The organism is Streptococcus sp. DAT741 (assembly GCF_009866825.1).
GTDB lineage: Bacteria > Bacillota > Bacilli > Lactobacillales > Streptococcaceae > Streptococcus > Streptococcus ruminantium.
The window spans coordinates 273459-291817 of the sequence record NZ_CP019557.1; the positions used below are offsets into that span (position 1 = coordinate 273459).

Annotated in this window: 14 protein-coding genes; 13 read left to right on the top strand and 1 reads right to left on the bottom strand. The window is 41.0% G+C overall.

Going from position 1 to position 18359, the window contains the following annotated elements; genetic code table 11:
* Window positions 1–258 precede the first annotated feature (258 nt).
* The 12 genes from BZG42_RS01435 to fni all read left to right on the top strand — a co-directional run bounded on the left by BZG42_RS01435 (window position 259) and on the right by fni (window position 15788).
* Window positions 259–1584 carry a reverse transcriptase domain-containing protein gene (locus BZG42_RS01435; protein ID WP_155965092.1) on the top strand — a complete coding sequence of 442 codons (1326 nt, stop codon included), beginning with the start codon at window positions 259–261 and terminating at the stop codon, window positions 1582–1584.
* 646 nt (window positions 1585–2230) lie between these two features.
* On the top strand, window positions 2231–3715 hold the full coding sequence (gene thrC / locus BZG42_RS01440) for a threonine synthase (RefSeq protein ID WP_155995384.1): 1485 nt from the start codon (window positions 2231–2233) through the stop codon (window positions 3713–3715).
* Window positions 3716–3901: 186 nt separating this feature from the next.
* Window positions 3902–5665, top strand: a complete 1764-nt coding sequence (locus BZG42_RS01445) for an ABC transporter ATP-binding protein/permease (RefSeq protein WP_155995382.1) — start codon at window positions 3902–3904, stop codon at window positions 5663–5665.
* Window positions 5658–7346 carry an amino acid ABC transporter ATP-binding/permease protein gene (locus BZG42_RS01450; RefSeq protein ID WP_155995380.1) on the top strand — a complete coding sequence of 563 codons (1689 nt, stop codon included), beginning with the start codon at window positions 5658–5660 and terminating at the stop codon, window positions 7344–7346. Before BZG42_RS01445 ends, BZG42_RS01450 begins: the two co-directional genes overlap by 8 nt.
* 214 nt (window positions 7347–7560) lie before the next feature.
* Entirely contained in the window at window positions 7561–8154 is a 594-nt protein-coding gene (locus BZG42_RS01455; protein WP_155995378.1) for an MptD family putative ECF transporter S component, read from the top strand.
* Complete coding sequence (locus BZG42_RS01460) at window positions 8151–8810, top strand: energy-coupling factor transporter transmembrane component T (protein WP_024532143.1); 660 nt, start codon at window positions 8151–8153, stop codon at window positions 8808–8810. The genes BZG42_RS01455 and BZG42_RS01460 overlap by 4 nt, the downstream gene beginning before the upstream one ends.
* The gene (locus BZG42_RS01465; protein ID WP_155995376.1) at window positions 8774–10207 is read left to right on the top strand and encodes an ABC transporter ATP-binding protein; all 1434 of its coding nucleotides are present in this window, start codon (window positions 8774–8776) and stop codon (window positions 10205–10207) included. Before BZG42_RS01460 ends, BZG42_RS01465 begins: the two co-directional genes overlap by 37 nt.
* Window positions 10207–11475: an MATE family efflux transporter gene (locus tag BZG42_RS01470; RefSeq protein ID WP_024532141.1), complete on the top strand. Its 1269-nt coding sequence runs from the start codon at window positions 10207–10209 to the stop codon at window positions 11473–11475. Before BZG42_RS01465 ends, BZG42_RS01470 begins: the two co-directional genes overlap by 1 nt.
* 177 nt (window positions 11476–11652) lie before the next feature.
* Window positions 11653–12579 carry a mevalonate kinase gene (mvk, locus tag BZG42_RS01475; RefSeq protein ID WP_155964008.1) on the top strand — a complete coding sequence of 309 codons (927 nt, stop codon included), beginning with the start codon at window positions 11653–11655 and terminating at the stop codon, window positions 12577–12579.
* A 1-nt stretch (window position 12580) separates the two neighbouring features.
* The gene (gene mvaD, locus BZG42_RS01480) at window positions 12581–13606 is read left to right on the top strand and encodes a diphosphomevalonate decarboxylase (protein WP_120171296.1); all 1026 of its coding nucleotides are present in this window, start codon (window positions 12581–12583) and stop codon (window positions 13604–13606) included.
* Window position 13607: 1 nt separating this feature from the next.
* Window positions 13608–14687, top strand: coding sequence for a phosphomevalonate kinase (locus tag BZG42_RS01485; RefSeq protein WP_155995374.1), 1080 nt, complete (start codon window positions 13608–13610; stop codon window positions 14685–14687).
* 9 nt (window positions 14688–14696) lie between these two features.
* On the top strand, window positions 14697–15788 hold the full coding sequence (gene fni, locus BZG42_RS01490; RefSeq protein WP_120171297.1) for a type 2 isopentenyl-diphosphate Delta-isomerase: 1092 nt from the start codon (window positions 14697–14699) through the stop codon (window positions 15786–15788).
* 319 nt (window positions 15789–16107) lie between these two features.
* Here the strand turns inward: fni and BZG42_RS01495 are convergent, their stop codons facing one another.
* Window positions 16108–16902: a trypsin-like serine peptidase gene (locus BZG42_RS01495; RefSeq protein ID WP_155995372.1), complete on the bottom strand. Its 795-nt coding sequence runs from the start codon at window positions 16900–16902 to the stop codon at window positions 16108–16110.
* Between the two features lie 718 nt (window positions 16903–17620).
* Between BZG42_RS01495 and BZG42_RS01500 the strand changes: the two genes are divergently transcribed.
* On the top strand, window positions 17621–18316 hold the full coding sequence (locus tag BZG42_RS01500; RefSeq protein WP_024532134.1) for a histidine phosphatase family protein: 696 nt from the start codon (window positions 17621–17623) through the stop codon (window positions 18314–18316).
* The last annotated feature ends 43 nt before the right edge of the window (window positions 18317–18359 follow it).

Consider the following 18359-nt stretch of genomic DNA (forward strand, 5'->3'; position numbering starts at 1 on the left):
TTCCAAGAATGTTGCGTTCAAATCTCTGGACGTCCAGAGGTTGCAACCTCTTTACCCAAAGATGAACGTTTTGTATTTTATACTTAAAGCTGGAGGGATAATGATGTTACAATCTATGTTTGACATTAGTTTTCAACTAAAGCTAACTACGAACGTGAATTTTATACTCGGTGTTTAAGGGAAGAAGTGTGCAATACGATGTCAAGAAGTTAGGATCACCGACCTAAGGACTCGTATTGCTCCTTTTGTTTTATAGATATGCCTAAATTATTCACATATACTTCTAAGCAGTATAAACACATTGATAAAAAAATTTCTTTTAGTAAAGTAAGAAACTATGTCTTAAATCCTTTGTGCGTGGCAAGACATAGTTTTTTACCATTTATCCATTATGATCTCATATTCGAAAAATATGCTAGGCAATCAAGGAATGGAGAGATAAAAGCTGTTGTAAAGGAAAAGAAGCGCTCTATTTACTATGCGGGACATTTAGACAGTTATATCTATCGCTATTATAGTGACATGTTAAATGAAAAATATGATATCTGGGCGAACGAAAATAATATTGATGATTTATCGGTCGCCTATAGAGCAAATAAGCATTCACAATCAAGTATCCACTTTGCAGCAAATGCTATTTCAAAGATTTTTGAGAGTACAACTAGTCTCATTGTCATTGGTGATTTTGAAAGTTATTTTGATATGCTTGATCATTTTTTGCTAAAGCAACGATTGACAAAAGTATTGAAAGTAAATTATCTTTCTGAAGACTGGTACAATATTTTTAAATCAGTTACAAAGTTTGGTTATCTTTCTAAAAAAGAACTTGAACAAGAGACTACTGGAGCAAAAGGTGCCTACTTTAATAATCTGCAAGAGTTTAGAAGCTATCGAAAAGTTCACAAAGTCCAGCATAATACAAATTTATTTGGCATTCCTCAAGGAAGTCCTATCAGTGGTGTTTTAGCTAATATTTATGCGATTGATTTTGATATGGAAATGAATCAAGTAGCAATCCAGTATGGTGGTTTTTACCAACGATATTCTGATGATTTTATATTGGTTTTACCCTTGAAAAGAGTTAATTCATCGAGAATTATCGATTTTACCAACACTATTCTGGAAAAAATTGAAGAATTATCTAATGGGAATAAAATTAGAATTCAGAAAGAAAAGCTAGAATGTAAATTGTACCATCAGAGACAAATAATGGATATTGCTCAATTTGAGACAAGTCAAATAGATTACCTGGGATTTACATTTGATGGACTCAATGTTAAGATACGTGAAAAAAGTATCGGTAAATTTTATCGTAGCGCAAGAAAATTGATCCATAAGTCGCACGTAATAAAACAGAGAAAGGCTCTAAAAAAATTACCAAATAGACATAAAATATATTCCCTTTATACTGACTTTGGGGTTTCAAAATTATATAGGAGTAACTTTATTGATTATGCTAAACGGGCGCAGAGAATTTTTGATGATATTTCTCCCAGCACTCATAACAGAATGATGGAACAGATTAAAAACAGAAAAAAGATTATTGAAAAAGCGCTGGGATATAAAATACATTCTAAGATTTGAACCAAGGAATTAAAATAAAAATATGTCTTGGGCGTGAAGAACTTAGTACTCTAGGATAGTAAGTCAAAATGAAGGTAACCATGTCTGGAGTTATTCAAATCCTTTATTGTTGAGCCAAATAACTTAAACTCACCAAACTGTAGTAGCTTAGTTCCTCCCAGGGCGAAGGAGATCTGGAGTGGGAGTTGGTTGTGGATTTATAGCAGTAAGGCTATGCATATTTGAATGGTGTTACCACTACAGCGGTATTGTCAGCTAATCTTCATATCGTAGGTGGAGACGCTATTGTCTAGCCTTTATTGATACGGAATGGGAGTATTCGCTGAATGAATATCTGAATAAGTCGAGTAAAAGTCTGGTTGGTCGGATATGAAGGTTCCATGGTATCGTATTTATGATTTTATCTAGCATATCCAGAGCATCTACTTTAGGGAGAAAAACATACTGATAGTCATCGCTGAATCCCCCGTTTTTCGACAAGAAACAGACGATTCCTCAGCAGACTGATACTCTAGCTGAAGAATTGTAAGGATATTGGTGAGAGGTTTGATGCAGTTGCATCAAATTAGTATCACTTTTGTTTATCTCGCCAATTTTCTGTCAATTTATGATAGAATGGAAAAAATAGATTTTTATGAGGGATACCATGACAGTAGTTTATCAATCAACGCGCGATGCTAAAAATAGAGTTTCAGCAAGTCAGGCGATTTTGCAGGGGCTGGCAACGGACGGCGGACTTTTCACACCGATTTCCTTTCCAAAGGTGGATTTAGATTTTTCATTTCTGAAAGACGCCTCTTATCAGGAAGTGGCAAAGCTAATTTTGTCGGCCTTCTTGGATGATTTCACAGCAGATGAGCTAGATTACTGTATCAACAATGCCTATGATAGCAAGTTTGATACGCCAGTTGTTGCCCCGGTAGTCAAGTTAAAGGGACAATATAATCTGGAACTTTTTCATGGCTCAACTATTGCCTTTAAGGATATGGCTTTGTCAATCCTACCTTATTTGATGACAACGGCTGCAAAAAAACATGGTTTGGAAAATGAAATTGTTATTTTGACAGCGACATCTGGCGATACAGGTAAGGCGGCTATGGCAGGCTTTGCAGATGTGGCTGGTACGCAAATCATCGTCTTTTATCCACGCGATGGTGTGTCTAAGGTACAAGAATTGCAGATGACTACACAGGTGGGAGAGAATACACATGTAGTAGCCATTGATGGAAACTTTGATGATGCCCAGACCAATGTTAAACAAATGTTCAACGATGAGGGACTCCGTGCAAAATTGGCTGCAAAAAAACTCCAGTTTTCATCCGCCAATTCTATGAATATCGGCCGTCTGGTGCCACAGATTGTTTACTATGTCTACGCTTATGCCCAGCTAGTTAAGACTGGCGAGATTGAGGCAGGTGATAGGGTCAACTTCACCGTCCCAACAGGTAATTTCGGAAATATCTTGGCGGCTTACTATGCTAAACAAATCGGTCTGCCTGTCGGTAAGCTCATCTGTGCTTCAAACGATAACAATGTTTTGACGGACTTTTTTAAAACAGGTATTTACGATAAGAATCGTCCTTTCCGTGTGACGACTAGTCCATCCATGGACATCCTTGTATCTTCTAATTTGGAGCGTTTGATTTTTCATCTCTTTGGGAATGATGCTGAAAAAACGACTGAGCTGATGGCAGCTCTGAATACTGCTGGACAGTATGACATTCAAGGGGCTGACGCGGATGGTTTGTCTTTCTTTACTGCTGCCTTTGCTACAGAAGAAGAAACTGCTGCGGAAATCAAACGAGTCTATGAAGAATCAGCCTATATTGAAGATCCACATACGGCTGTTGCCTCGTCTGTCTATAAACAGTATGTTGAACAGACAGGAGATCAGACTCCAACAATCATTGCCTCCACAGCCAGTCCTTATAAATTCCCAGTGGTTGTTGTGGAAGCTGTAGCTGGTCAATCGGGTCAATCAGATTTTGAAGCTCTTGCTAAATTACATGAAATTTCAGGTTTAGCCTTGCCACCAGCAGTGGAAGGTTTGGAGACTGCATTCGTTCGCCACACGACAGTTGTTGCGGCTGAGCAGATGCAAGCAGAAGTGGAACGGTATTTGGGTGTTTAAATCAGATTCCGATAAATTGGAAGTTGTATCAAGTATGATTTTTAAACTGAACAAACTGCTCACGAGAGTAGTTTGTTTTATTTTTTAATTAAAATTCACAGATAATTCAAAGAATGATATAATAGGATACAGAAATAGTCGTTGCAACGAATTATTTTAAACAAAATAGTAGGATGAGGGATGGATATGACAGATAAACAGGATCGCATATCTCGTGAGAAGAAAAAGGCCTTGTTGGGTCGTCTAAAAGAACAGATAAGACCCAAGATGTCAATAATGTATCTGGCTGCTTTTTTGGCTTGGATCCAGTTTTTGATGAGGATTATTTCTTTTTATCTGATTGCTCAAGGTGTTGCTGGTTTGTATGCTGGTAAGAACTTAGATATGTTCCGCTTTATGAGTTGGCTGGTGGGATTGAATGCCTTTGGTTTTGCAGTATCATTTCTAGCTAAAAAATTGCAGGGGGTAGGCTCTCAATATGCTAGAGATTCGTTGAAACAGACCTTTTTCCAAGCTCTAGTCACTCGAGATGGACAGTTTGCTTCTCAGGCAACGGCTGCTGATGTTTTCAATATTGCATCGCAGGGAATAGATAGCCTAGATACGTATTATTCCTACTATTTGTCAATGGCTTTGCGAACTCGTCTCAACTGCTTGACAGTTCTCGGGTTGGTTTTTGCCATTTTTCCTCTGGGAGCTGTGATATTTATCCTAGCTTTACCTCTCGTTCCGGTATCAATCATGGCCATGCAGAAACGTTCCAGACGGATTATGAATCGTTACTGGGGTTCCTATATGGATGTGGGTAATCTCTTCTTGGATGATCTCAAAGGACTCAATACCCTCTACTCTTATCAAGCAGATGCCTTATATGAACGTTCCTTTAATGAACAAGCAGAGGATTTCCGTGATGCGACTATGGAATTACTCGGTTTTCAATTGCAGTCCGTTGGTTATATGGATGCGGTCATGTACCTAGGAATTGGTCTGTCTGGTTTTGTGGCTGTCAACAGTCTAGCAGCAGGTAATCTATCACTCTTGAATATGATTTTCTTTATTCTCATTGCGACAGAGTTTTTTGCACCGATTCGTGAGCAAGGTTATGGTATGCACTTGGTTATGATGAATACCAAGATGGCGGATCGCATTTTTGGCTTTTTGGACAGCATAGTAGCCGAACAAGAGAATTATCTTGGTCATCTATCTGCTTTTGATAAGTTAGAACTTGAAAATTTAACCTTTGCCTATGATGAAAAAAGAATTTTTGAGAATCTATCAATGACCATGACTGCTGGTCATATTTATGCGTTGGCAGGTGAGTCTGGTCAAGGGAAAACGACCTTGGCTCAGCTACTGTTGAAACGTTTAGTACCTAGCGAAGGACGGATTTTGCTGGGAAATCAAGATAGTACGAAACTTAGTCAAGCGGCTATTAATCAACAGGTGCTTTATGTATCTGGACAGTCATATTTGTTCAATCAGTCCATCTATGACAATCTTCGTATGACTTGTAGTTGGACCAAAGAAGAGATATTGGGATGGATGGCAGAGCATGGTGTTTTGCAGTTTGTTCATCAATTGCCAGAAGGTTTGGATACGCTAGTGGGTGAGGATGGAGCTTTCTTATCACCGGGTCAACGTCAACAAATTATCTGTGCTCGTGCAATTCTAGCTAAGCGTTCGCTCTATATTTTTGATGAGGTGACATCAAGTGTAGATCAGGATAATGAAGCGGTAATTTATAGCCTGATTGAATTGGTATCTAAAGACGCCATCGTTATTGTGATTACCCACAAAATGAAACAGGTTCAAGGAGCAAAGCAAGTTCTCTTCTTGGCTCAAGGAGAGAAGCCTAGAATTGGAGAGTCCGAACGTTTGTATGCGGAAAGTTCAGCTTATCGCTCTCTGGTGGATCAACAAAGAGAATTGGAGGAAGCGGTCTATGGATAAGGAACAAGAACAATACTCAACTGGAATGCTCATTTTACGACTTTTGAAATCGATGAAGCATCTCCTATCTTGGATTGGTCTGGCAGTTTGTTTTGCTGTTCTTGGACAGGTTGTGACAGTGGCAATTCCAGTTATTTTGGTTTCCCTAGCATTTGCTGGTCTTGCTGGGCAGAAAATTTCCATGATGTGGCTAGTCTTGCTCCTAGTCTTGGCTCTCCTACGAGGAGCCTTTCGCTATGGGGAACATTATTTTGGACACTACGTAGCTTTTCATACCTTAGCCACCTATCGTAAGACGGTATTTGCCAAATTACGCCGTCTAGCACCTGCTAAGTTGGATAGACAGGATGGTGGTCAGCTACTCAAAATGATTAGTGAAGACATTGAGGCTTTGGAGGTCTTTTTTGCCCATACCCTCGCTCCTATTTGTACAGGAGTATTAGCAGCAGTTGGCTTGGCTATCTATTTTGGTGTAGCCGACTGGAAATTAGCCCTTCTTGCTCTGCTAACATATGTTTTTTTAGCTATTTTTATTCCAGTTTGGTTTGCCAAGGGATTGGAATCTTTACTTTATCAACAAAGTATGAGCCGTCAACAGTACGTTTCTTACTTTATCGAAGGTTTGAAGGGGATGAAAGACTTGCTCCAGTTTCAGCAAACAGAACAACATTTTTCGGTCTTAGCTACTAAGAGTCAGCAGGTCAATCAGCAAGAGCGGGAGGTAGCGCAGACCAACTTTATGCAATACACACTATCTTTTTTGGTAGTAGGACTGTCGGTTTTAGGTTTTGCAGGACTTATATTTGACTTGGTGGGAAGAGGTCAGTTGGACTTAGGTAGAGGGGTGGAACTTCTCTTGGCTTTTACGAGTTCTTTTGCACCTTTCTTGGAACTTAGTCGGCTCCCACTTGGTTTTAAGCGAGCTATGAATGCAGGGCGTCATGTTTATGGGCTGCTGGATGAACCTGAAGCTGAGCAGACGGGGCAGCAAGTTTCGGTGACGGTGGATGAAATTGTGATCTCCGACTTGGATTTTGACTACGATGAGCGTGAGACAGGCCTTTTTCGAGAGCTGTCTGTAATTTTTTGCCAGCCAGGAATTATTGGTCTGGTTGGCAAATCTGGAGCAGGAAAATCAACGCTGATGAAACTCATCATGCGCTGGTATGATTGGCAATCAGGCCAGATTTGCTTATCGGGAATAGATAGTCGTCAAATAGACAAGCGACACTTACAAGGTTCCTTTGCCTACGTGCCACAAGTGCCACAGATTTTTAAACAAACTATTCGGGAAAATCTTATCTTGGGTCGAACAGATGTGTCGGATGAGGAAATCTTGGAACTGGCTGAAAAATGTTATATGAAGGAACGTATTTTGGCGGCACCACAAGGCTTGGATACGGTGGTTCAATCGGCTGGGGATTTTTCTGCCGGTGAGGGTCAGCGATTGGAACTCATGCGAGCTCTTTTAAAAGGAGCGGATTGTTATATTTTTGACGAGCCAACCAGTAACCTAGATTCCTTGAACGAGGCACGTTTTATCCAGTTGATCAAGGAATATTGTGAGGGCATGGTATTCTTGATTTCTCATAGAAGTTCAACCATGGCTTGTGCGGATCATATCTTGCGCTTGGAAGATGGACAGTTATTCTCGTCAAAAGAGGAAATGGTGTGTCGTTAATTTGACCTGATAAGAAAAATCTTTTTTAAATATTTTTAGTTTGCACTTTAACACAGGGGAGGGATAGGAGAGTTCTTGTATTTTTTAACAGGACTTTATCTGCTTCATTTTCCCGTCTTCGATACCCCGCTTTTTCATTTCTTAACGATGACTTTTCTGACGTGACAGTCGAAACTAGTTTAATTGTATAGAGTATTTGGTAAAGGAAAGATATATGAACAAGTTAAAAGTAAAAGATTTGATGGTAACAGGGGCATTTTCCGCCCTCTACTTTGTTTGTGTTGGTTTAGGAACCTTGCTAAGTCTAGTTTTTGACCAAACAGGTAATATGATGTATGCTCCTGCTGGAGCTGCCCTTTTGGCGGGGCCGGTCTATATATTATTGGTAGCTAAGGTTAATAAGTTTGGAGCCATTAGCTTGGTCGGAGCTGTAATGGCAACCTTTTTCTTCCTGTCTGGCTATATGACTGCTGCTTTTTTACCTAGTTTGACTTTTGGTTTACTAGCTGAATTGGTGGCAAAATGCGGGCACTACAAACAGAGATGGAGCAACCTTCTAAGCTATATCATTTTCTCCTTTGGTAATTTAGGTCCGATTTTTCTCATGTGGTTTATGAGAGAAGCTTATGAGGCCAATCTCTTAGCACGTGGGAAATCTGCTGAGTATGTGGCCCGTGTGATGTTAGATTTTACCCCGACAAATGTCCTCTGGTTATCCACTACGATTGTTTTAACTGCGGTTGTTGGTGGTCTATTCGGTCAGTATCTCCTCCAACGCTATTTCAAGCAATCAGGTCTGGTATCATGAAACTAGATGCTCGTACCAAAATCATATTGGTCATTTTTGCTAGTTTTACCTATAGTATGCGTTTGACCATCTTAGTAAATACCTTGCTGGTCCTTGGGTTTAGCCTACTTTTCTGGTTTTCAGGAAAGAAAAAAATAGCAGTTATCAGTCCAATAACTTATATTAGCTTGTGGAATCTATCCTATCTACCTTTTTTACCAGCTTGGTTGGCGCACTTGTTGGTGGTATTGACATATATATGGCCTCCCCTCTTAGCCGGTCATCTGCTTTTGATGACCACCAGTAGTTATGAACTTATCCATGGCTTACGAAAGTGGCATTTGCCTGAGGTTTTTCTTTTAACACTAGGAGTCATGTTTCGTTTTCTGCCAGCCATTAAGCAAGATGCTCGTATCATTCATGCTTCCTTGAGGAGTAGGGGAATTTTTTTGCGAAAAAGGGATATTTTTTACCGTCCCCATCAATACCTAGAATACTTCTTTGTCCCTTTGATGATGTCACTGTTGCGAACGGCTCAGGAACTTACTATAGCCAGTCTTACCAAAGGTTTGGCGATGTCTAGAAAGCCACACGAATTTGTCACATCATCTTGGACTGTGCTAGATTGGAGTCTTTGCCTATGTTGTCTCGGTTTTCTTATTCTTGTCCGGCTCTAACTGTGAGGAATCTGGAATTGACCTATCTAGGCTCTTGCAAATCTGCTCTGTCTATTTCTGAATTGACCATCCCCAAAGGAGAATGTGTTGTCTTATGTGGTCAGAGCGGATCTGGGAAGTCCAGTTTTCTAAAAGTGCTGAATGGTTTGGTACCTGAATATTCTCCAGCAACCCTGTCCGGTCAAATCACCTTAAACCAAACTCCGCTCGGTCAATTGGGAGTGGAAGAACTCTCCTATCATGTGGCTTCGGTTTTTCAAAATCCTTCCACTCAGTTCTTTCATAGTCATGTCCTTCAGGAGTTGGTGTTTCCCTGTGAAAATCAGGGGATGGCTAGGGCAGATATTGAGAAGCGATTGGCTTGGGTCAATCGCCTATTTCAGCTAGAATCTTTTTATACCCGAAAAATTTCTAGCCTATCGGGTGGTCAACAGCAGCGTTTAGCCTTGGCTGTTGCAGCTATGCAAGGGGCGGATTTATTGGTTTTAGATGAGCCGACCGCCAATCTGGATAAAGCAGGCATCGCCATGGTTCAGGAAGCCTTACAGGCATTGAAAGAGCAAGGAAAAACGATTATGATTGCGGAGCATCGATTGTCCTATTTGAACCAATTAGCGGATCGCTATTTGTATTTTCATGATGGTTGCTTGGCTTTGGATATGAGGGGAGAGGAGTTTCTGTCCCAGTCAGATGAAGAGAGACAGAAACGCGGATTACGTCGTCTTATGCCAACTACTTTTCATTGGGAGACACCAATACAGTCTAGTCAGAGTCGTTCAGTGGGCACTGGCTTGTCCATCCAGCAATTATCTGTCCGACAAGGACAAAAAGAGTTATTCTACATTGAACAGTTGGAGATGACTGCAGGTCAGATAGTTGGTTTGATTGGCCCAAATGGTTCGGGGAAAACGAGCTTGGCTCGTTATCTGGTTGGGCTCCTTGAAGAGAAATCATCTACGATTAAGTGGCAGGGTCAAGCCTTAACCGCTCACCAAAGGTTGGAGAAGACATCCTTGGTCATGCAGGATGTTCGACTTCAGCTTTTTGCAGAAAGCGTAGACCGAGAGCTTATGCTCGGAAAGAAGGTCCGGTCTATTGATGAAAACTTGGTGACTCGATTTGGTTTGGTTGATTTGCTGGATAGACACCCAGTAAGTTTATCAGGTGGTGAGCAGCAACGAGTCATGTTAGTTGCCAGCTTATTGGCGGATAAAGATATTTTTATTTTTGATGAACCAACCAGTGGATTGGATTTAAAACAGATGGAACAAGTAGCTCAGGCCTTGTTGGACTTGAAAAAAGAAAATAAGCTGGTCTTGCTTATTTCTCATGATGAGGAATTATTGGAGTTAGTTTGTGATAAAATAGTGGATATTAAACAGTTGAAGTCTAGATAATGAAAAAACAAACCTACAAAGAAATTTTAACGATTGCCTTGCCGAGTATGGCTGAAAATATTCTTCAGACATCTATGGGAATGGCAGATTCCTATCTGGTCGCTATTTTAGGGACAGTTGCTTTATCAGGAGTTGCTCTTGCCAATAATATTCTTGCTGTTTATCAGGCGGTTTTTATTGCCCTAGCAGCGGCTGTGTCCTCTTGCTTGGCTCAGACTGTGGGGCAAAATAAGCTGGAAGAGGTCGGCCGTGTTATTGGCGAGAGTTTGAAGGTGACACTATTTATCAGCCTTTTGCTAGGCCTTCTGTCAATTCTTGCTGGTCCCAGTCTGCTTGCAATCTTGGGAGCAGATCTTGAGGTGGGACGGACTGGCGGTCTTTACTTGATATTGGTCGGTGGAGGCATTGTTTTCCTTGCCTTATCAACCACTCTTAGTGCTATTCTGCGGTCGTTAGGTCAACCTCGCCTGCCTATGTATATTGGTTTGTTGACGAATCTTCTTAATATTCTCTTATCGGCTGTTTCAGTTTTTATTTTCCATGCAGGTGTAGCAGGAGTTGCTATTGGGACAATTCTATCACGATTGCTTGCCTGTTTACTTCTTTGGATGCGGTTGCCAGTCTTTCCAACAGACTGGACCTGGTCCATAGATAGAACATTACTAGAACTTGCCTTACCTGCAACCAGTGAACGCTTGATGATGCGAGCAGGAGATGTGATGGTTGTGTCTCTCATCACCAGCTTGGGAACAACTGTTTTAGCGGGAAATGCTATTGGAGAAACCTTGACTCAATTTAATTATATGCCTGCTTTGGGGGTTGCTACTGCAACTCTTATCTTGGTAGCCCGGCACAGAGAGGACAAAGAGACGATTCATCATATTTATCGAACCAGTCTCAGTCTAGCCCTTGTTTTAATGTTTTTAATAGCTGGGTTAATTTACCTAGTCGGTCCCTCTTTGATTGGATTTTATACCAAGAATAGTCAGGTTAGTCTAGTTAGCCAAACGGTCTTATTATATTCCTTTCTGGGAGTTCCTTTCACTGCAGGCACTCTTATTTTAACTGCTCTTTGGCAAGGTCTTGGAAATGCACGTCTTCCTTTTTATTCAACTAGCTGTGGAATGTGGTTGATCAGAATTGGTATAGCTTATATCTTAATGACAGTTTTTCAGATTGGATTTCATGCCATCTGGATAGGGACCAATTTAGATAATGCTTTTCGAGCAGGATTTTTATATTTTCGATATAGGCGAAAAAATAGATAATGGATTTAGTTTTCTTTAAGTTACAGGTTGTATACTATACCCAAGCTAGAGATAGCGAACAATTTTCTTTTTCATAATAAATCTCCTAGAAAACAGTTGGTTGCGGCCAACTGTTTTCGTGTCTTCTATTCTTTTGTAAAAATGGTATAATAGAATTGATTGTATAAGGAGAAGATTATGACAGCAGTAGGAAAATCGACAGGAAAGATTATTTTAATGGGGGAGCATTCGGTGGTCTATGGACAGCCGGCTATTGCTATGCCTTTTTCTGCTGTGGAGATTACTGCAAGGGTCACTGCTCAAGGAGATGCTCTGAGCGTTACATGTGACTTTTACAAGGGCCTGGTTCATAAGATGCCCAAAATTTGGGAAGGGCTTAAGCATGCCATTCGTTTTTCTCTCTACCGTATTGGAGCACCGACAGATCCGGCGATTCATATTGAAATCACCTCAACGATTCCAGCGGAGCGAGGAATGGGTTCCAGTGCAGCGGTAGCTGTTGCGGTTGCCCGTGCCCTCTTTGCTTATTATAAAAAAGAACTGACGGACAGCGAATTATGGGATATTGTCCAGTCATCGGAAAAGATTGCGCATGGGAATCCCTCAGGCATTGATGCAGCAACAACTAGCGGAAACTCTCCTATCTTTTTTATCAAACATCAATCCATCGAGCCTCTCCATCTTCATCTCCACGCATACTTAGTTGTGGCGGATACGGGAGTGACTGGTAATACCCTAGAAGCAATTTCAGATGTCGCAGTTTTATTGAAGGAAAAGCCAGAGGCCATACAGTTGATTGACGAATTGGGGAGCTTAGCTAAAGATGCCAAAGAGGCTTTGGCCAAAGATCAAGCAGAGCTTCTAGGTAGAAAGATGAGTCGAGCCCATGTGCTTTTACAAGAATTAGGTGTGTCTGATCCCAGCCTGGATCAACTAGTGACTCTGGCTCAACAAGCAGGTGCGCTCGGTGCTAAATTAACAGGTGGTGGACGTGGCGGCTGTATGATTGCTCTTGCTAGGACAATAGAAGATGCTCAGTTTATTGTTCAAGCCTTGTCACAAGCAGGTGCACGCCAGACATGGATACAATATTTAGGAGAATAAGATGAATCAGAAAATCGGTATCGCCCGTGCCCATACCAACATTGCTTTGATAAAATATTGGGGTAAACGAGACAAGGAATTGTTTCTTCCAAAGAATTCAAGCTTGTCCCTGACTCTGGCTGCCTTTTATACAGATACCAAAGTTATCTTTGATACAGCATTGACAGCAGATGAGTTTTATCTCAATGAAAAATTACAAAATGAAAAAGAAATTTTTAAAATTTCTCGATTTTTGGATTTGTTTCGCGAATATATAGGTGAGAGGACTTTTGCCCGAGTGGAGAGTCTGAATTTTGTTCCAACAGCAGCAGGTTTAGCTAGCTCAGCATCAGCTTTTGCGGCTTTAGCATTGGCGACTACCACAGCCTTAGGCATCAATTTGTCACCTGCCCAGCTCTCAACCTTTGCCCGTAGAGGCTCAGGGTCTAGCACCCGTAGCTTGTTTGGTGGATTTGTTGAATGGGATATGGGAACAAGTTCAGAAGATTCTATGGCTCATCCGATTGATGATGCAGATTGGGATATTGGTATGTTGGTACTTGCTGTTGATACTGGTCCTAAAAAAATTGCTAGCCGAGAAGGAATGGAGCATACGGTAGCTAGTTCTCCCTTTTATCAAGCTTGGGTGGAGACGGCCCGGTCTGACCTAGAAGATATAAAAAAGGCTATTGCATCCCGAGATTTTGAGAAAGTTGGTCAAATTACAGAGCATAATGGCATGAAGATGCATGCCACAACCCTATCTGCCAACCCACCTTTTACCTATTGGTCAGCCGACAGTCTGCTTGCCCAAGAAGCTGTCCGTCAGGTCCGTGAGGAAAGAGGACTATCCGCCTATATGACTATGGATGCCGGGCCTAACGTCAAAGTTCTCTGTCGAGCAAGTCAGATGGATGAGTTGGTGGAAGCTCTGTCTCATGTATTTCCTAAAGAAAAAATCATTACCAGCTTACCAGGTCCTGCTGCTCATGTCTTGACGGAGAAAGCTTGGCAGGCTTCCCAAGCCACATTTAAAAAAGGATTCTAGTATGAGAGTTCAAGTAAGTGTACCGGGCAAGCTCTTTCTGGCCGGAGAGTATGCAGTAGTGGAGGCAGGTTACCCAGCTATTATTGCAGCGGTTAATCAATACCTGACTGTCAGTGTTGAAGAAGCAATGCAAGGGACGATTCATTCTAGCCAGCAGCCAGATGTCTATCTGGCTTGGAATCGTCAGGATCAGAAAATCCATGTCCAAGGAGATAATCCCTACCAACTAATTACGATGGCTGTTCAAGTAACGGAGGCCTATCTGTACACTAAAGGAGTCGCTTGTCAAGGTTTTTACGCCCTGGATATACAGTCTGAGCTAGATAACCAAAGCTCAGGCACCAAATACGGTCTAGGTTCATCCGGTGCAGTAACGGTAGCAACAGTCAAGGCAATCCTTGCCTATTATGGCTACAGACCAGATAAGCTCCTAGTTTATAAATTAGCAGCTCTAACTCAAGCTAAATTAGGAATGAAAGGATCCTTTGGGGATTTGGCAGCTTCAAGCTTTGGTGGCTTGGTTGCCTATCATTCTTTGGATCGTTCGTGGCTTTTTAAGAAAATGGCAGAGCTATCTGTGGTAGATTTGGTTGAGCTAGACTGGAAGGATCTATCTATTTGCCCTATTTATCTACCTAAGGAGTTGGACCTTGTAGTAGGCTGGACAGGTTCGGCTGCCTCGACAGACCATCTGATTTCGCAGATGGAAGACCAAAAGAATCAAACTGAAAAAGAAGCTATTTATAGTCGGTTTTTGGTCGCTTCTAAGGAATGTGTTGAACAGTTTATTTTTGCCTGTCAGACAGAAAATCAAGCACTTGTTTGTCAGGCGATAACAGAGAACCGTAAGTTGCTACGAGAATTTTCTACAAGTATGGGATTGGTGATTGAAACACCTAAACTAAGCCAACTATGTAACTTGGCTCAAGCTTATGGGGCGGTAGCCAAATCATCAGGTGCAGGCGGTGGCGATTGTGGCATTAGCTTGGTGAATAGTCAGAAACAAAAAGCAGCAATAGAGGAAGCTTGGCGACAAGTCGGTATTTTGCCACTCCCTCTAAGAATTTCAAATGAAGAATAAGGAGAAACGATGTTTTATTTAGAAAAATTTGGTGCCAATCGCAAGGATCAGCATCTTGGCCTAGCCCATCAACAATATAGTTCTCAACCAGCCACGGATTTTACGGAAACCTTATTTGTCCATCATTCTTTACCACAGACAAAGGTGGATGAGGTGGATATTTCGACCCGTGTCGTTGGTTTGGATTTCCAATTTCCATTTTTCATCAATGCGATGACAGGTGGTAGTAAAAAAACGGGAGATATTAACCGCCTTTTGGGGATTATGGGACATTTTGGAAAGATCGCCCTTGCTTCTGGGTCGGTTAGTGCAGCCATTAAGGATCCGTCTGTTGCCAAGACCTTTTCGGTCATGCGTCGAGAAAATCCCTACGGCATCATTTTTGCTAATCTCGGTGCCCACCATGATGTGGATGATGCCAAACGAGCGGTCGATTTACTAGAGGCCAATGCGATTCAAATTCATGTCAATGCTCCGCAAGAGATTATAATGCCGGAGGGAGACCGTGATTTTAGTATGTGGTTGAAAAATATCGAAGCCTTGGTGCGTGAGTTGAAAGTGCCAGTTATTGCAAAAGAGGTTGGTTTTGGTATGAGTCGAGAAACAGTTGCTCAACTGGCTTCTGTCGGGGTTGAAACGATTGATGTTTCCGGAACTGGCGGTACCAATTTTGCCAAGATTGAAAATGTTCGTCGAACGTTCAATGATTACGATTATTTGGAAGATTGGGGGCAGTCAACGGTTATTTCCTTGGTGGAGGCTATGAGTGTTTCTGAAAAAGAGCGTCCAGCTTTGATTGCTTCAGGTGGAATAAAAACGCCTTTAGATATTGTTAAGTCCTTGGCTCTGGGAGCAGATTTGGTCGGTATGTCCAATCGCTTCCTCCAATATGTTAAAGATGTCAGAGGTAATCGCTTTGATGAAGGCTTGCAGGCAATCTCTTCTTTCCAGCGGCAGATAGCTGAAATTATGACCATGTTGGGGGCTAAGAATATTGCAGACCTCCGTAAGAAAGATTTGATTCTAGCACCGAATGTGCAAAACTGGTGTGAGGCACGTGGCATTGATTGGAAAGCTTATGCCAACCGATCACGGAATTAAAATCTATCGAAACCTCCCTTTATAGTGAATCATGATTTCTTCTTTTTCACGATAAGGGGAGCATTTGTGTGTGCGAATGATATTAACAGTTACTGAAAAACAATTCTAGCTTCTCTGGTCTTATTGGTAGGATTGAGGAGGACTTCATCATCACAAAAGATTGTTAGAATAAGCATCCGACTGTCAACTATGGTGATTTTGTAAAACAAAAAGAGACTTGTTCATTTTCATCTATTTATAAAGTTATAAATAAGATGCGAACAGTCTCTTTTCTTTTTATTAACAGCTAATTGTCCTCACTGGAGTCAGTACTTTTTACCTACTCAGCAACAGAAACAGAGATTCCGTTTCGATCAAATAGTTTAGACTTCATATCCATCGTGAATGGAGTGATTGTTGCCTTGCTACACATCGGTACGTCTTGACAATCTGTTACGTTTGCAGCACCCGTAACAATGCCGATCATTTTACCATTGTAGTAAACAGGAGATCCCGAATTTTGTTCAGCAATATAAAAATCAACGGTTAAAGTTCCGTCCTCTTCTACATTCAGTACAGTTCCTTGAGTCTTAGTCATGTCTCCTTTAAAATAACGTGAGTAACCTATGGTACTGACTGTTTTGCCGACAAGAGACTGTAAATTCTTATGAACAGTGAGAGGAGTAGTGCTTGTATCAAGAGGGATAGAGCTAGGTTCTGTCACTTTGATTAGTCCAACATCATTCTTAAAGTCATGGAAACCTGCATAATTCTGCATTGGTTTGAATGGCTTTTTATGGAAAATCGTTTTTTTATACATCTTGAAAGCTACAGTGTGGCTATCAGCGTTTGTTTCCACAGTGGCGCTTTTTGTTGAATTGATGCGACCATTGCGATCTGTCATACAGTGACCTGCAGTTAAGAAGTGATTATTTCCAATGTAGGTTCCTGTACATCTCATTGATCCATTTTCTGACTTATCAATGGTTAATGGATAGATTAAATGATGAGGAGCAACAAGTCTTTCTTCATTCGTAAGTGGTTCCCGTACAGATGCAGTCACGATCGTAACAGGGGCTCTAGATGAAACGCAAAACAATAGAAATGCAACAATAGCTGCTACTTTTTTGGACATACTTTTCTCCTTTTAATTATATGACGGACTCCTTTCAGTTGTGAGCATTAGCTGTTCGTATGCCTTCGTTCAAGTTTATTATATTGCTAATATAGCGCTTTGTCAAAGAAAGATAGGGTTTGGATAAATATGTATATATGGAATGTGATGAATAGTGCTTTTCGGATTCGCTCGGCCTCATAGCATTAAAGAAAAAAATGGAACGAGATATGATTCATCAAGTCTATGTGCCTATTCAGTTTTTTAGAAGAGATAGCATAGTGAACCAAAAGAAAAAGGAGATTCAGACATCAGCGGAGGAAACATAACAGGCTATCAGGTTGATTTCAGAACAATTAGACGATAGTATAAAGGGGCAATGGTCTGTTGCGATTGATAGAGAAATTTCTAAGCAATCCAATAAGTATAATGAATTGTAATCTATGGAACAACAAGTTAAACTTGTTGTCAGATTGCGTAAGCAATCGGTTTTTTCTGTATGGAAAGTAGTTCATTTGTTTCTACTATTGTAGTAAAAATGACATTTCTTAGATGATTGTCGAGATAAATAATTCTAGAGACTGCTTCGTTTTGGATAGCCGATAAGATCAATGGGGGGTAGGTGATTAGCTATCGGATAATAGGGAAAATCAAGAGGTAAACTACATGTGTCGGCTGCGACAAGAGGTCAAATTTTTGTTATACTAATATATAGTAAGAAAATGACAAGGAGTAACGTATGTCGGAAATAAGATTGTATATTTCGCGTCATGGAAAAACCATGTTCAACACTATTGGCCGTGTGCAAGGTTGGTGTGACACCCCTCTCACTCAAAAAGGAGAAGAAGGTATCCGTGAACTTGGTTTAGGTTTAAAAGAAGCAAACATTGATTTTAAGTTGGCAGTGTCTAGTGATTTGGGACGGACGGTACAAACCATGACAATCGCCCTTCGAGAATTAGGAGAACTAGGGAAAATTCCATATTATCAAGACAAACGAATTCGAGAGTGGTGTTTTGGCAGTTTTGAGGGAATGTATGATGCAGAACTTTTTCAAGGCGTTCTTCCGCGTTTGAAAGGAACAGTGGATACGAGTGGCATGTCTTTTGCGGAGATTGCAACAGGTATTCAAGAAGCGGATACTGCTGGTTGGACGGAATCTTGGGAAGTTTTGAGTAATCGAATTTTGGCAGGCTTCGAGTCCATTGCTCAAGATTTGGAAAAACAGGGTGGTGGTAATGCGCTCGTTGTCAGTCACGGTATGACCATCGCTACCCTGGCTCATCTCTTGGAACCTGAGCGTGGAGCTAATGTCTTTCTAGATAATGGTTCCATTACCGTTTTAAAATACGAAGATGGTGAATTGAAAATTGAAGCTTTCGGCGACTTGTCTTATCGTCAAAGAGGAGCTGAATTGATTGCACAGGGAAAATAGTATTCTACGAAGACTAGAACGATATAGATTAGCGTGTTTTGAT

Excerpts from the sequence above, each read along its gene's own strand:
- BZG42_RS01435 (WP_155965092.1), top strand. The coding sequence starts at position 259 with ATGCCTAAATTATTCACATATACTTCTAAGCAGTATAAACACATTGAT.
- thrC (WP_155995384.1), top strand. The coding sequence starts at position 2,231 with ATGACAGTAGTTTATCAATCAACGCGCGATGCTAAAAATAGAGTTTCA.
- BZG42_RS01445 (WP_155995382.1), top strand. The coding sequence starts at position 3,902 with ATGACAGATAAACAGGATCGCATATCTCGTGAGAAGAAAAAGGCCTTG.
- BZG42_RS01450 (WP_155995380.1), top strand. The coding sequence starts at position 5,658 with ATGGATAAGGAACAAGAACAATACTCAACTGGAATGCTCATTTTACGA.
- BZG42_RS01455 (WP_155995378.1), top strand. The coding sequence starts at position 7,561 with ATGAACAAGTTAAAAGTAAAAGATTTGATGGTAACAGGGGCATTTTCC.
- BZG42_RS01460 (WP_024532143.1), top strand. The coding sequence starts at position 8,151 with ATGAAACTAGATGCTCGTACCAAAATCATATTGGTCATTTTTGCTAGT.
- BZG42_RS01465 (WP_155995376.1), top strand. The coding sequence starts at position 8,774 with ATGTTGTCTCGGTTTTCTTATTCTTGTCCGGCTCTAACTGTGAGGAAT.
- BZG42_RS01470 (WP_024532141.1), top strand. The coding sequence starts at position 10,207 with ATGAAAAAACAAACCTACAAAGAAATTTTAACGATTGCCTTGCCGAGT.
- mvk (WP_155964008.1), top strand. The coding sequence starts at position 11,653 with ATGACAGCAGTAGGAAAATCGACAGGAAAGATTATTTTAATGGGGGAG.
- mvaD (WP_120171296.1), top strand. The coding sequence starts at position 12,581 with ATGAATCAGAAAATCGGTATCGCCCGTGCCCATACCAACATTGCTTTG.
- BZG42_RS01485 (WP_155995374.1), top strand. The coding sequence starts at position 13,608 with ATGAGAGTTCAAGTAAGTGTACCGGGCAAGCTCTTTCTGGCCGGAGAG.
- fni (WP_120171297.1), top strand. The coding sequence starts at position 14,697 with ATGTTTTATTTAGAAAAATTTGGTGCCAATCGCAAGGATCAGCATCTT.
- BZG42_RS01495 (WP_155995372.1), bottom strand. The coding sequence starts at position 16,902 with ATGTCCAAAAAAGTAGCAGCTATTGTTGCATTTCTATTGTTTTGCGTT.
- BZG42_RS01500 (WP_024532134.1), top strand. The coding sequence starts at position 17,621 with ATGTCGGAAATAAGATTGTATATTTCGCGTCATGGAAAAACCATGTTC.